This is a genomic window from Lampropedia aestuarii (genome assembly GCF_004803635.1).
GTDB classification, from domain to species: domain Bacteria; phylum Pseudomonadota; class Gammaproteobacteria; order Burkholderiales; family Burkholderiaceae_C; genus Lampropedia; species Lampropedia aestuarii.
Map to the genome: position 1 here is coordinate 89,995 of NZ_SSWX01000012.1, position 13,852 is coordinate 103,846.

General features: G+C 58.8%; 9 protein-coding genes and 1 riboswitch. Of the genes, 6 read left to right on the top strand and 3 right to left on the bottom strand.

The window, feature by feature from the left end:
* Window positions 1-140: 140 nt before the first annotated feature.
* The gene (locus E8K88_RS10535) at window positions 141-1,082 is read right to left on the bottom strand and encodes a LysR family transcriptional regulator (RefSeq protein ID WP_136406625.1); all 942 of its coding nucleotides are present in this window, start codon (window positions 1,080-1,082) and stop codon (window positions 141-143) included.
* A 397-nt stretch (window positions 1,083-1,479) separates the two neighbouring features.
* Here E8K88_RS10535 and E8K88_RS10540 point away from each other — a divergent pair, with 397 nt between their 5' ends.
* The gene (locus E8K88_RS10540; RefSeq protein WP_136406626.1) at window positions 1,480-2,901 is read left to right on the top strand and encodes a TolC family outer membrane protein; all 1,422 of its coding nucleotides are present in this window, start codon (window positions 1,480-1,482) and stop codon (window positions 2,899-2,901) included.
* Window positions 2,902-3,022: 121 nt separating this feature from the next.
* Here E8K88_RS10540 and dinB read toward each other — a convergent pair whose 3' ends face one another.
* A complete protein-coding gene (dinB, locus tag E8K88_RS10545; RefSeq protein WP_136406627.1) occupies window positions 3,023-4,258 on the bottom strand; it encodes a DNA polymerase IV in 1,236 nt (411 codons plus the stop codon).
* A gap of 236 nt (window positions 4,259-4,494) precedes the next feature.
* Complete coding sequence (locus E8K88_RS10550) at window positions 4,495-5,088, bottom strand: nitroreductase family protein (protein ID WP_136406628.1); 594 nt, start codon at window positions 5,086-5,088, stop codon at window positions 4,495-4,497.
* Window positions 5,089-5,525: 437 nt separating this feature from the next.
* Between E8K88_RS10550 and ppc the strand changes: the two genes are divergently transcribed.
* The 5 genes from ppc to E8K88_RS10575 all read left to right on the top strand — a co-directional run bounded on the left by ppc (window position 5,526) and on the right by E8K88_RS10575 (window position 13,844).
* Window positions 5,526-8,378 carry a phosphoenolpyruvate carboxylase gene (gene ppc, locus E8K88_RS10555; protein ID WP_136406629.1) on the top strand — a complete coding sequence of 951 codons (2,853 nt, stop codon included), beginning with the start codon at window positions 5,526-5,528 and terminating at the stop codon, window positions 8,376-8,378.
* Window positions 8,379-8,520: 142 nt separating this feature from the next.
* Window positions 8,521-8,771: riboswitch (cobalamin riboswitch) on the top strand.
* Window positions 8,772-8,889: 118 nt separating this feature from the next.
* The gene (locus E8K88_RS10560) at window positions 8,890-10,758 is read left to right on the top strand and encodes a TonB-dependent receptor domain-containing protein (protein ID WP_136406630.1); all 1,869 of its coding nucleotides are present in this window, start codon (window positions 8,890-8,892) and stop codon (window positions 10,756-10,758) included.
* A gap of 22 nt (window positions 10,759-10,780) precedes the next feature.
* The gene (locus E8K88_RS10565; protein WP_240754459.1) at window positions 10,781-12,199 is read left to right on the top strand and encodes a cobyrinic acid a,c-diamide synthase CobB; all 1,419 of its coding nucleotides are present in this window, start codon (window positions 10,781-10,783) and stop codon (window positions 12,197-12,199) included.
* On the top strand, window positions 12,196-12,858 hold the full coding sequence (cobU, locus tag E8K88_RS10570; RefSeq protein WP_240754461.1) for a bifunctional adenosylcobinamide kinase/adenosylcobinamide-phosphate guanylyltransferase: 663 nt from the start codon (window positions 12,196-12,198) through the stop codon (window positions 12,856-12,858). Before E8K88_RS10565 ends, cobU begins: the two co-directional genes overlap by 4 nt.
* 47 nt (window positions 12,859-12,905) lie before the next feature.
* Window positions 12,906-13,844, top strand: coding sequence for an ABC transporter substrate-binding protein (locus E8K88_RS10575; protein ID WP_136406631.1), 939 nt, complete (start codon window positions 12,906-12,908; stop codon window positions 13,842-13,844).
* The last annotated feature ends 8 nt before the right edge of the window (window positions 13,845-13,852 follow it).

The following is a 13,852-nucleotide window of genomic DNA, read 5'->3' on the forward strand; positions in this document are numbered from 1 at the left end:
TTGTGGCACAGACCCGGATGCCGGCATTGTAATCGGTGTCTTTGACGCCAAAGCACTAATTGATAACCCTAGGGCGGATTTGAAAAAGCGCGGTTGTGGTCCAAGCTCCAGCAACGGGCGGACAGCGCTTCTCAGGACACTCAATCCGTGCGCGATTTGCCTGGGCGCTGTAATGCCATTCTGGATGGTTCTTGCGGCATCAAGCCGCTGCTGGGCGCGCGGGCTGTATCACGCAAGAATTGCCAGACCGCCTGCACACGGGCCAGGTGGCGAATTTCTGCAGGCATGGACATCCAGAAGGTGCGGTGAAAATGCGCGTCTTGCGGCAGCACACATTCCAGCGCCGGGTCCTTGTCGCCAATAAAAGCAGGCAAAATGGCCAGGCCTGCGCCATGCCGAACAGCTTCGTACTGTGCTGAGATGCTGGTGCTGCGCAAGCCAAAATGGTTGGGTTGAAAAAAGGTCTCCAAAAACTGCAGTTGTTTGGAGAACAGCAAGTCGTCCACATAGGAGATAAAGGTGTGTGGCTCCAGATCGGCGACCGATTCAATGCGCGGGTAGTCGGCCAAATACGTTTTGGCGCCGTACAAACGCAGGATGTAGTCGCTGAGTTTGGTCACCACGACCGAGCCGCGGGTTGGCCGTTCTAGCGAGATGACAATATCGGCCTCACGCCGCGAGAGGTGCAGCAGCCTAGGCAATGCCAGTAAATCAATCACCAGGTTTGGGTGTTGTTTGGCCAAGCTGGCCAGCGGCGCAGCCAGCACTTTGGCGCCCAGGCCTTCGGGTACGCCAACGCGTACCAGCCCCGATAAGCCTTCTTCTTGTTTGACCAGGGAGCTGCTTTCAATCGAGAGAAATGCCTCTTCCATGGCTTCTGCCTGGGGGAGCAAGTGCTGGCCGGCTTCGGTCAGGCGGTGGCCGGAGGTTTCTCTGGCAAACAAGGGCACGCCCATTTCCTTTTCCAGCGCCTGAATGCGGCGGCTGACGGTGGTGTGATCCACTTGCACGGTGCGCGCAGCATTGATCAAGGTGCCTGTGCGTGCCAGCGCCAGAAAATAACGCAGGTTATCCCAATCCATGTGTACCAACTGTCCTGTAATTGCTTGTTGACTGTGAGGCTCTCCATCATAGTGCGGTACAGCGCGCTGTGTAGGCACTATGTGCTGATAGGGCGATCTTTGAGAAACCGATGGTGCAGCTTACGCGGCGGTGACTGATGGCGGGCTTTACGCGATCTCACCGTGCGGCAAGCCGCAACGTGTGCAACAATCAAGCAAGAATGCTGAGGGTGCGATGCGGCTTGCATCGACGGACTTTTTCAGCAACACATCCATGTTTTTGTGTTTGCCGGCCCCACTAGGGCTTGGTCTCCAGGGGCTAGGCAAACTTAGCACACCTGCTTGTTGTGGTCTGAGCGTGTGGGTTTCGCCCAGCTTGCCTAGTGCCCAACCGGGGATGTTTTCTTCTTTCTGATTTATGCGTTTTCCAATCCATAGCACGCTTCGTCTGAGTTTGTCTGCCTTGCTTATCGGCACGCCCTTGTTATTGCAAGCCCAAAGTTTGTTGGACATGGTTGAAAACGCCACTGGCTATGACGCGCAATGGCGCAGTGCACAAGCAGAAAAAGAAGCCGCAGAGCGCCGCAGCGACCAGGCGCGTGCGCCCTTGCTGCCGCAAGTGGGCATTGGTGCTGACCTGTCGCGTGCGCAAACGCGCTTGAACATCCAGGACCGCCAGCACACCGGCACCACCCACAACATCGCGTTGATGGCTTCGCAGTCGTTGTACCGGCCTGCTGACAATGTGCAGTTGTCGCAAAGCAAATTGGCCGTGCAGTCAGCGCAATATGCACTCAACGCAGCGGCGCAAGATTTGATAGTGCGTGTGGCACAAGCCTATTTTGACGTACTGGTCGCGCAAGATACCTTGGCCTTTGTGCAGGCTGAAAAAGAGTCGGTGATAGAGCAGTTGGCCGCGGCTGAGCGCAATTTCGAAGTGGGCAACTCGACCATCACCGACACGCGCGAAGCCCAGGCACGCTTTGACCTGGTGCGCGCGCAAGAGATTGCGGCAGCCAATGACCTGCAGGTGAAAAAACTGGCATTGGACAAGACCGTGGGCCTGATTCAAAGCCAGCCATGGCCCCTGCAACACCCCTTCACCTTGCCTGAACCCAGCTCGGAGAATGTGATGGATTGGGTCGACTGGGCGCAAAGCCAGCAACCACAGATCCGCCAGGCCCAACTCGGGCTGGACATTGCCAAGCTGGAAACCGACAAGGCCGAAACTGGGCATTTGCCAACGGTGAGCTTGACTGCCAGTGTGGGGCAAACCAATAACCGGCAAGGCACGCTGGCCACGCCAGTCAATGGCATGCGCTCGCAGCAAGCCAGTGTAGGGGTGGCGCTGAACATGCCTTTGTATGCCGGCGGTGCAGTGCAAAACCGCGTGCGAGAAACGCTGGCGCTGGAAGAGGTCGCACGGGCGCAGCTCGATGAAGTCACACGCAATACCGTGCAGGCCACGCGTGAGGCGTTTTACGGCATGCAGTCCGGGCGCAGCCAGGTCAAGGCCCTGGAAGCGGCAGAAGTCTCCTCGCTCAGTGCGCTGGAGGCCAACCAATTGGGTTATGAGGTCGGCGTGCGGATTAACCTGGATGTCTTGAATTCGCAAAGTCAGCTGTTCCAGACCCGCCGCGACCTGGCCCAAGCGCGCTACGGCGTGCTGATGAGCAATTTGCGACTGGCCCAGGCCAGTGGCACTTTGAGCATGGACGATGTGCGCAAAATTGATGCTTTGCTGCAACCGCTGCCTGCCGCGGCATCAGCGACTACTTCGGGCAATTCCACTGCAGCCCCAGCCGAGGCAGCCCCTGTGACTACTGCGCCGCAGCAGTAAGCGCAGCGGTTGTTGGGAACCTAGGGTGGCGCAGCTTGGCTGCCCACGCCAGTTGCCGCTCAAACAAGCAACGTTGCAGCGGTGTCGTTTCAAAAGCAGCACCAATCACCCAACCACCCAATCACTCAAACGGCAAGGACAACTGCAACGCACTGTACTGCGCCGCTTTGGGCTGCTGCTGCGCCTTCGCATCCATCTGCTGCGCCTGCTCCAAGGGCAGCAAATTGTCCACCTTGACTCCGAGCAGACGAAAACGCCGCGTCAGATCAATCCGCTTCAAGCACTGGCCCGCGACCTGGCGGATCACGGCGGCGTCTTGCGTATGGTGGTCGATGGTAATCGCGCGGGTCGCCGAGCGAAAATCTGGAAATCGGATCTTCACGCCCACGGTGCGGCCTGCGTAGCCTTTGCGTTGCAAGTCAGCGGCCACCCGTTCGCACAAATGCGTGAACAGCGCCGAGAGTTCGGCTTTGTCAGCACGCGCATGCAGGTCACGCTCAAACGTGGTTTCGCGGCTCATGGACACGGGGGTGCTGTCAGTCACCAGTGGCCGCTCATCATGGCCCCAGGCAATGCGGTGCAGCCAGGCGCCATAGGCGGGGCCAAAGGCATCGATCAGCGCTTGCGCATCGGCATGTGCCAAGTCGTGCAAGTGGCGAATGCCCATGCTGTCGAGCTTTTCACTCGTTTTTGGGCCAATGCCATTGACTTTTTTGCAGGGCAGCGGCCAGAGCCTGTCGGTCACTTGCTCGGGCATCAAAATGAAAATGCCATTGGGCTTGTGCCACTCGCTGGCCAGTTTGGCCAAGAGCTTGTTGGGCGCAACGCCGATGGAGCAGGTCAGGCCGGTGTCGTCAAAAATGGCTTGCTGGATGCGCTTGGCCAGCAGATAGCCGCCTTCGTCCTGGCCGCCAGGCACATCGCTGAAGTCGATGTAGACCTCGTCGACGCCGCGGTCTTCGATTTCAGGCGCATAGTGCGCAATGATGGCTTTGAAGCGGCGCGAGTACGCGCGGTACTGCTCGAAATCGGCCGGCAACAAATAGGCATCGGGGCAGAGTTTGGCCGCTTTCATCATGCCCATGGCTGAGCCGATGCCGAACTGCCGCGCCTCGTAGGTGGCAGTCGTGATGACGCCACGCCCAGTGTAGCTGTGCAAGCGGGCAAATGCCTCCAGTGGAATCTGCTCGGGCGGTAAGGCCTCCAGTTTGGCGTTGCCCAACCAGCCGGCGCTGCGGCTTCTGCCACCGACGACGACGGGCAGGCCTTTGAGCTGCGGCTGGCGCAGCAATTCGACGGAGGCAAAAAATGCATCCATGTCGAGGTGGGCAATCCGGCGAATAGGGGGGCTGGTCATGGGCTGCTTCAGGTCATCCAGGCTTATGGGCCCAGCACCTGTGCTGTACCAACAAGCCATCAACAATTGTAGGCCGCTTGGGACATGCCTAGACCCAGTGGCGCACAGGCGACAATCAAAAAAGAAAAATGCAAAAGGGCCGCTTGTTTGCACAAGCGGCCCTGATTGCCAAACACAGGTTTTAGCGCGTCTTAGTCAAGCCCATTACCCCTGCTGGCGGCATTAGGCGCTCAATGTTAAGCACCAAATGTTTTGAAGCGAGTGGCATCATCAATGAAGGTTTTCTCACCGAAACCAGCCTCGTTTGAGCCAAATGGCATTTGAGCGCGCAGTTTCCAGCTGGCTGGCACGTTCCAGGTCGCTTGCACTTGTTCGTCAACGATCGGGCTGTAATGCTGCAAGCTGGCGCCGATATTGGCTTCGGCCAGAGCAGTCCAGACTGCGAGTTGGGCCATGCCAGCCGAATGCTCGGAGAACATGCCGAAGTCGTACGGGTACTTTTCGTTCAACGCTTTGACGGTGTCCTGGTCTTCAAAGAACAGCACAGTGCCAACACCAGCAGCAAAAGAGGTCATTTTGGCATCGGTTGGCGCAAAGGACTCAGCGGGCACCAGGCCGCGCAGTACTTCGCGCGTCAAATCCCAGAATTGTCTGCTGGCATCACCGAACAGGATCACAGCGCGTGAGCTTTGCGAGTTGAAAGAAGATGGCGATTGGCGCATGGCTTCTTTGATGATGGCTTCAATCTCAGCGTGAGAGAGAGACACGTTTTTGCCTAAAGCGTATTGCGTGCGGCGTTTGGTCAGGGCTTGGATAACTTGGTTGCTCATGGTGATCTCTACCTTTGGTGGTTCAGTTGTCGTAGAAGGGCTGGTGTGCTTGCAGGTTGTGCTCGATTGCATGCGCTGTTCACACGCCATGTCCGCAAGCATACTGCGATGTGATTTTTTTTGCAGCGCAACAGAGCGTTCCATAAAACGTACCAGTGCTGGATGCAGGCACTGGCGACGATGGCGGGCAAATCAGTGCGAGTCAATGAGGGGGCAATGGTGTATTGGCGGTTTATCAAAGCACGCTGCTTGCAGTCGCGGTAAGGCATGAGAGCCGTCGCCAATGGTGCGCGCAGCAAGGCATCTGCTCGAATTGACAAGCTTTTGTGTCTCATTACGCATGCAGGCGGTTGTCGAGACTGCATAATGCCAAGCGCTTGGTGTGGCCGCAAACGCAATGCGGGTGTACCGCTTTTTCCTAGCAACAAAGGATTTTCATGAGCGATACTTTCTTGTCGACTGGTGGGGCTGCTGCGGACAAAGAGCAGCCGTTGTTGGATGATATTCGCCTGCTCGGCCGAATTTTGGGCGATGTCATTCGGGAGCAAGAAGGAGTTGCGGCTTTTGAGTTGATTGAGCGCATTCGCCAATTGGCTGTGGCCGATCGCAAAGCAGGAGATGGGCAAGGGCAGCCCTTGTCCCAAGGCGGCTTGCAGGACTTGCTGCACGGTCTGACCAGCCAGGAGACAGTCACTGTTGCGCGGGCCTTCACCTATTTCAGCCATTTGGCCAATCTGGCCGAAGACCGCCATTTCTTGCGTCGCCGTGATATCCATGAGCGCCGTGGTGAGCATTCACGCGGCAGCATCACCGGCGCATTGGCAGAATTGGAGCGGGCCGGTGTATCCAAAGCGCAAATCGCCGACTCCTTGGCACATGCCTATGTCTCGCCAGTGCTGACCGCACACCCGACCGAGGTGCAGCGCAAAAGCATCCTGGATGCAGAAAAAAACATTGCCCAATTGCTCTCGGTGCGCAGCCAGTTGCAAGAGGCGGCCGCCAAAGACCTGGTCTTGGGCACGCCCGATGCGCGCCTGCCTGCGCGTTTGCAGAGCAATGAGGCCGCCCTGCGCGCCCGGGTGACCCAGCTGTGGCAAACCCGGCTGATTCGATACTCGCGCCTGACGGTGGCCGATGAGATCGAAAACGCTTTGAGTTATTACGAAGCGACCTTTCTGCAAGAAATTCCTAAGCTGTACGAAACACTGGAGCAGGAATTGGGCGCAGCACACCTGCCCAGTTTTTTCCGCATGGGCCAATGGATTGGTGGTGACCGTGATGGCAACCCCAATGTGTCGGCGCACACTTTGCTGCATGCGCTCCAGCGCCAGTCAGAGGTGGCACTGCGCCACTATTTGCAAGAAGTGCATGCACTGGGCGCCGAGCTGTCGATGTCCGAACGCCGCGCCGGCATGAGCGAGGCGCTGCAAGCCTTGGCCCAGGCCTCTGGCGATGACAGCGACCACCGTGCCGACGAGCCATACCGCCGCGTCTTGACTGGTGTGTATGCGCGTTTGAGTGCCACTTTGCACAACCTGACAGGTGGGCAGGCACCGCTGGCCGTACGCCATGCCATGCCTGCTTACCAAGACGCCAAAGAACTGCTGGCGGATTTGCAAACCATCACCACCTCGCTGTGCGAGCACCACGGCGCACCTTTGTTGCCAGCCCGTTTGAAACCACTGGTGCGCAAGGTCGAAGTGTTTGGCTTTCATTTGACCACTTTGGATTTGCGCCAGAGCTCGGACCAGCATGAGCTGGTGCTGGGTGAGTTGCTGCAAGTGGCCCAGATCACGCCTGACTACAGCGCCTTGGATGAAGACGCCCGTGTGGCCTTGCTGCTGCAACTGCTCAATGAGGTGCGGCCTTTGCGTGTGCCGCACTACAACTACAGCAGCTGGACCAGCGGCGAAATGGCCATTTTTGACATGGCCCGCCAAGTCTTGGAGCGCTATGGCCCAGATGCCATTCGCCACTACATCATCAGCCATACCGAAACGGTCAGCGATTTACTCGAAGTGCTGGTGCTGATGAAAGAAGCCGGCCTGGTGCAAGGCACGCTGGGCAGTGCAGAAGGCGCGCGCGCCAGCATCATCGTTGTGCCACTGTTTGAGACCATTGCCGACTTGCAGCATGCCCCAGGCATCATGCGCGGCTACTATGCGTGCGAAGGTGTGGCACGCATGATTCTGCAGTCGGGTGCCGAGCAAGACATCATGCTGGGCTACTCAGACAGCAACAAAGACGGCGGCATTCTGACCAGCAACTGGGAGCTGTATGTGGCCGAAACCGCTCTGGTGCAATGCTTTAATGCGATTGGCCAGGAATACGGTGGTGAGATCCGCTTGCGCATGTTCCATGGCCGTGGTGGCGCGGTCGGGCGAGGCGGTGGCCCCAGCTATGACGCGATCCTGGCGCAGCCGCCGGGCACGGTGCGCGGCCAGATTCGCCTGACCGAGCAGGGCGAGGTGATTGCCTCCAAATACGCCAACCCGGAAATTGGCCGGCGCAATTTGCAAACACTGGTGGCCGCCACACTCAAGGCGACTTTGCTGCCACATACGAATGCTGTGCCAGAGGCCTATTTGGAGGCAGCCAAGGCCTTGTCCGAGGCCAGCATGCGTGCTTACCGCGCACTGGTGTTTGAGACTCCGAATTTCGCCAGCTACTTTTTCAATGCCACACCAGTGCGTGAGATTGCCGAACTCAATATCGGCTCGCGTCCAGCATCGCGTAAACCGGGTCAGAAACTGGAGGATTTGCGCGCGATTCCATGGGGTTTCGGCTGGGGCCAAAGCCGCCTGACGCTGCCGGGCTGGTACGGCTTTGGCAGTGCGGTGCAAAGCTTTCTGGATTCTGCAGGCTCTGACAGCGACAAGGCAGCTCGCCTGCAATTGCTGCAAGAGATGGCCAGCCAGTGGCCGTTTTTCCAGACCTTGCTCTCCAACATGGACATGGTGATTGCCAAAAGCGATCTGGCGCTGGCCAAACGCTATTGCGCCTTGGTGCCAGATGCCGAGTTGGGGCAGCAAGTGTTTGAGGCCATCTCGCATGAATGGCATAGCACTGCGCAAGCGCTGGCACAGTTGACTGGCAACGAAGACCGCCTGGCTGCTAACCCTGGCTTGGCGCGCTCGATCCGCCACCGCTTTCCATATATCGATCCGCTGCACCACATCCAGGTTGAATTGTTGGCTCGCTGGCGTGCAGGCGAGCATGACGAGCGCGTGCAAACGGCCATCCATATCACCATCAATGGCATTGCCGCAGCTTTGCGCAATACCGGTTAATCGCCAGCTAAACGCCAGTGCAGGCATTGCGCATCAACGCCTGTTCAGCAAAACAGGCGCCTTGCACGGCCTCTTTTTTGTGCCTTGCGCGACTGCAAAAAGATCGTAAACACGTTCTAAGAGGCACGGCGCCTATTGGCTTACAATAGCGCCCGCTGTAGGTGCTCGCCATTGGCCATTCTGGCCGTGGCAGTTCAACGGGAAGCAGGGTGAGGTCGCCATTCAAGGCGCGCCTCTAGCCTGCGCTGCCCCCGCAACGGTGAGCGAATCAGGTGCGCGCTGCGCATCTGCCCCCTCAATGACAATGCCACTGGTGGTTGTATCGAACCACTGGGAAGGCTGAGTAAGGGTCCATTCGCCAGCCCGGATACCGGCCTGCAGAGTGGTGCTTGCTTGACAATGTGCTCTTAGATCGCGCCAACCCATGCGGGAGCGCGGGCACAGGGGCAAGCATTTTTTGCTATTGCTGACGGGGAGGTTGGCGTGGCGTTTGTTCCTGACTGAAAATTCTATGTCGATCCCCTCGATGTCCTTAGCGCCAATGACTGGGCGCTTGTCTTCTTGCGCGGGCTTTGCGCTGCGCGCCACCTGTGTACCTTTGGGGCTAATGGCGTTGGTGGGCGTTGCCCAGGCGCAAAACCCTTTCTTGGATGAAGTGGTGGTGACGGCCAACCGCAGCGAGCAACGCATGCAAGACGCGTTGGCGGATATCTCGGTGATTGACCGTACAACGATTGAGCAAAGTGGTGTCACCGGTGTGGCCGATATTCTGGCGCGCTTGCCGGGCATTCAAATCAGCCGCAACGGCGGGCCAGGCACCTCGACCAGTGTGTTTATTCGTGGCACTGAGACGCGTTATGCGGCTGTTTTTATTGATGGCGCGCGCGTTGATTCGCAGTCGACTGGTGGCGCACCGTGGGCCAGTATCCCCTTGAGCCTGATAGAGCGCATTGAAGTGCTGCGCGGCCCTGCGGCTGCTGTGTATGGCTCGGATGCCATCGGTGGCGTGATCCAGATCTTCACCCGCAAGGGCACTGGCGGTTTTCAGCCATTTGCCTCTGTAGGAGTTGGCAACCAAGGCACACGCGATGGCTCAGCCGGTGTCAGCGGTGCTGCCAATGGCTGGGACTATGCGCTGAGCGGCGCTTACGAGCGCAGCGACGGGTTTAACTCGCGTATTGGCCCCAACTACAATCCTGATAAAGACGGCTACCGCCGCTCGTCCGGTCAGGCCAAGCTGGGCTACCAAATCAACGAACAGCACCGCATTCAAGGCTCATGGCTGGGCAGCTATTTGAATTCAGCTTACGACTCCAGCCCCACTGCCGATGACCGCAATAAACACCATCTGAACGCCTCCAGCCTGAGCTGGAATGCGCAGTGGAGCGACCAGTACCGCACGACACTGAGCGTGACCGACTCCAACGATGTGTACGAGACCTCGCCCAACATTTACCGCACCGATACGGTGGTGCGTAGCTATTTGTTCCAAAACGAATACACGCTGGGTGACCAGCGTTTCAGCGCCACATTCGAGCGCCGTGAAGACCGTTTGAAAAATGGCGACATCAACTCCAAACGCGCACAGAATGCCCTGGCCTTGGGCTATGGTGTGAATCTGGGCGCACACAGCGTGCAGGCCAATGCCCGTTATGACAAAGACAGCGAGTTTGGCAGTGTCACGACCGGCTCACTGGCCTATGGCTACGCCTTCACACCGCAATGGAAAGTGCATGCCGCAGCGGGCAAAGCCTTCCGCGCGCCCACGCTGTACCAGCGTTACAGCGAATACGGCGTGGCCGCGCTGCAACCCGAAAGCGGCCGCAATGTGGAAGTGGGCGTGACTTACTCGCAAGGCGTGCACCTGGTCTCGTTGACCGCTTACCGCAACAGTGTGAAAAACCAGATCACCTTCGCGGCGTCTGGCCCTTGCGCATCGAACTTTGGCTGCTATGAGAATACGGCCAAGGCGCGCTACGAAGGGGTGACCCTGGCTGGCCAAACCCAGCTCGCGGGCGTATTGCTCAAAGGCTCGCTGGACTGGCAAGATCCCAAGGACGTGTCCACTGGCAATATGCTGGCCAGACGCGCCAAGCGCTATGGCAACCTGGGCGCTGAATACAGCGTAGCCGGTTTCCTGCTGGGCGCAGAAATGCAAACATCTGGCTACCGCTGGAACAGTGCTGGCAACACCGCTGCGACCAACCGCATGGGCGGCTATACGCTGTGGAACCTGCATGCCAGCCGCGCCTTGGGCGATGACTGGACCTTGACGGCCCGCCTTGACAATGCCAGCGACAAAAAATACGAGTTGGCTCGCACTTATGCCACTGCAGGCCGCACGTTCTACGTCGGCCTGAAATGGGCTCCTAGCAAGTAAATCATACTGCTGCCCAAAGACGATGCTGCCATCTACCGACTCCATGACCGCAATGCAAGCCCAAGCTGGGCAGCAGTCTGAGCGCTGCGTTGTCTTGATGGTGGCGGCGACCGCCTCGGGCCAAGGCAAAACCTTGGTCACTGCCGCATTGGCGCGCTGGCATGTGCGCCAAGGACGCCGCGTGCGTATTTTCAAATGCGGCCCGGATTTCCTCGACCCCCGCTGGCATGCGTTGGCCAGTGGCGCTGTCGTGCACAACCTGGATTTGTGGATGACGGGCGAGGCCGATATCCAGGCGCGCTTGGCCCAGGCTGCCCAAGAGGCCGATGTCATTCTGATCGAAGGCGTGATGGGCTTGTTTGATGGATCACCCAGTGCGGCTGACTTGGCGCTGCGCTGGAATATTCCGGTGCTGGCCGTGCTGCAGGTGGGGGCGATGGCGCAGACTTGCGCTGCCGTGGTTTACGGACTCAAGCATTACCAGCCCGATTTGCGCTTTGCCGGGGTGCTGTGCAACCATGTGGCCAGTGCCAAACACGCCAGTCTTTTGCAGCATAGCCTGGAGCCTACTGGGGATTGGTTGGGCGCGCTGCCCAAGCTGCAGGCGCCAGACAGCCAGGGCAGCGCTGCGGCGTATTTGCCGTCACGCCATTTGGGCTTGGTTGCTGCAGCAGAAATTCCAGACGCCATGGCACGCTTGGACCAGGCCGCAGATGCACTGACACAAACCCCTTTGGGGCAAATGCCATGGAGTGAATGGCAAAGCCGTTGGTCCTTGGATGCAATGCCTCACCCGCCCAAGCCGCCCATGGCAGAGCGCGCCCCTGCACTGCAAGGCAAAACCATAGCCATTGCGCATGACGCGGCGTTTGCCTTTGTTTACTCGGCCAATGTGCAGCTTCTGCAAGATTTGGGCGCATGTTGTGTGTTTTTCTCGCCATTGGCAGGAGACGACCTACCGGCCTGTGATGCATTGTGGCTGCCAGGTGGCTACCCAGAGCTGCATGCACCTGCGCTGCGGCGCAACACCCAACTGCAAGCGTCTATTCGTACGCATTGGCAACAGCACAAACCCATTTGGGCCGAGTGTGGCGGTATGCTCGCTTTGGCAGAATCGGTGCGTTTGCGTGATGGATCGGTCGAGGCGCTGTGGGGCTTGCTGCCAGCACAAGCGACAATGCAAGCGCGCTTGGCGGGTTTGGGCCACCAGCAGCTCGATTGGCCCGCAAACACCGAGTTGCCTTCTTTGCGGGGCCATACCTTTCATTACTCCACGCTCGATTGTTCGCTACCAGCTTGGACGCACACCCACCGGCCAGACGCCTCAGCTGGGGGTGAAGCGGTGTACCGCCATGGCAGTTTGACGGCCAGTTACTTCCATGCGTGGTTTGCATCCAGTCCCGAATGGATGGCGCGTTTGTTTTTGGGAGCCTTGCCATGAACCAGATCGACCACAATCTGCCGATGCCAGCCCACTGCTTGATTCTGGGGGGGCAAAAAAGTGGCAAGTCCCGCCATGCTGAAGCCATGGCCCTGCGCTGGCTAAGCCAACCAGGCCGTGAGGCGGTGTTGATTGCCACGGCCCAGGCCTGGGACGAGGAAATGCAAGAGCGCATTGCCCGCCACCGGGCCGACCGGGCGGTGTACGCGAGCGGCTTGCAGACCGTGGAAGAGCCGCTGCAGTTGGCCCAAGCGATCAGGCGCTGCAGTGCGCCGCAGCGGCTATTGGTGGTTGATTGCTTGACCTTGTGGCTGACGAACTATGCGATGCCCATCGATGTGGCCGATGCTGACGAGGCCACGGGCCTGCGTGCCAGACGCGCAGAGTTCCAAGCGGCCAAACTGGAGCTGTTGGCCGCCTTGCAGTCCGCCCAAGGGCCTGTGCTGCTGGTCAGCAATGAAATGGGCTGGGGTGTGATGCCCATGGGCCGTGCCGTGCGTGCGTTTGCAGATGAGCTGGGCTTATTGAACCAGGCCATAGCGGCCGTTTGCCAGCAAGTGCTGATGGTCGTGGCGGGCCAGGCCGTGGATGTCAAAGCACTGGCGCACAATGCAGTGCATGTCGGCAACGACCAAGGCCCGCAACCAGGAGCGCACTAATGCCCAGCAGATGGTCTTTTTTTAAATCACAGTATCTCTCGCATGTAATGCGCAGAAGTAAAGCGCCGCTAGTGGTCTTGGCTATGGCATGTGCGCTGACTGGCCAAGCTGCCGCCTCCGTGGTGATTGAAGATGACCGGGGCCAGCGCGTCGAGTTTGAGGCGCCGCCACAACGCATTGTCAGCTTGCTGCCGTCGTTGACCGAGAGTGTGTGTGCCTTGGATGCTTGCGATCGTTTGGTCGCAGTAGACCGCTACTCCGAATACCCCGAGTCGGTGCAGCAGTTACCGGTGGTCGGTGGCGGGCTGGACCCCAGTATTGAAGCCGTGGTCGCGCGCAAACCCGATGTGGTATTGATGTCTGTGTCTTCACGTGCGGCGCAGCGTTTGCAAGCGTTGGGGATCAAGGTTGTGACCCTAGAGCCCAAAACCCATGCCGATGTGAAGCGGGTGTTGGAGGTGCTGGATACGCTGCTGTATGGCGATGCCGCCGCTGTCAATGGTGCCTCGCGTGCACAGCAGCTGTGGCAGACGATTGAGCAGGGTGTGGACCAGGCCGCTGCCAGTCTGCCCGAGTCCAGTCGCGGCATGCGCGTGTATTTTGAGGTCAGCAAAGGACCGTATGGCGCAGGACCACAGTCCTTTATTGGCGAGACCCTGAGCCGACTGGGCTTGGGCAATGTGCTGCCGCAAGACTTGGGGCCGTTCCCTCGCGTGACGCCAGAATTCATTTTGCGTGCAGACCCTGATGTGTTGATGGTCAGCAGCCGCTCCATGGTGCCGGAGTTCCAATACCCAGGCTGGCAGAACATGCGTGCGATGAAGGCCAGGCAAGTCTGCCAGTTCGGTGCCGATGACTCCAATATCCTCGTGCGTCCAGGCCCACGCATGCATGTGGCAGCCCAATTGATGGCTGGCTGCTTGCAGGGCTTGTTTACGCACGCGGATACAACAACGGCTGAGCCCCCCAAGACCACGGCCCCATGATGCGCCAG

Bases quoted from the DNA above. Each gene is read 5' to 3' on its own strand.
- E8K88_RS10560 (WP_136406630.1), top strand. From the start codon at position 8,890: ATGTCGATCCCCTCGATGTCCTTAGCGCCAATGACTGGGCGCTTGTCT.
- cobU (WP_240754461.1), top strand. From the start codon at position 12,196: ATGAACCAGATCGACCACAATCTGCCGATGCCAGCCCACTGCTTGATT.
- E8K88_RS10565 (WP_240754459.1), top strand. From the start codon at position 10,781: ATGCTGCCATCTACCGACTCCATGACCGCAATGCAAGCCCAAGCTGGG.
- E8K88_RS10550 (WP_136406628.1), bottom strand. From the start codon at position 5,088: ATGAGCAACCAAGTTATCCAAGCCCTGACCAAACGCCGCACGCAATAC.
- E8K88_RS10535 (WP_136406625.1), bottom strand. From the start codon at position 1,082: ATGGATTGGGATAACCTGCGTTATTTTCTGGCGCTGGCACGCACAGGC.
- E8K88_RS10575 (WP_136406631.1), top strand. From the start codon at position 12,906: ATGCGCAGAAGTAAAGCGCCGCTAGTGGTCTTGGCTATGGCATGTGCG.
- ppc (WP_136406629.1), top strand. From the start codon at position 5,526: ATGAGCGATACTTTCTTGTCGACTGGTGGGGCTGCTGCGGACAAAGAG.
- dinB (WP_136406627.1), bottom strand. From the start codon at position 4,258: ATGACCAGCCCCCCTATTCGCCGGATTGCCCACCTCGACATGGATGCA.
- E8K88_RS10540 (WP_136406626.1), top strand. From the start codon at position 1,480: ATGCGTTTTCCAATCCATAGCACGCTTCGTCTGAGTTTGTCTGCCTTG.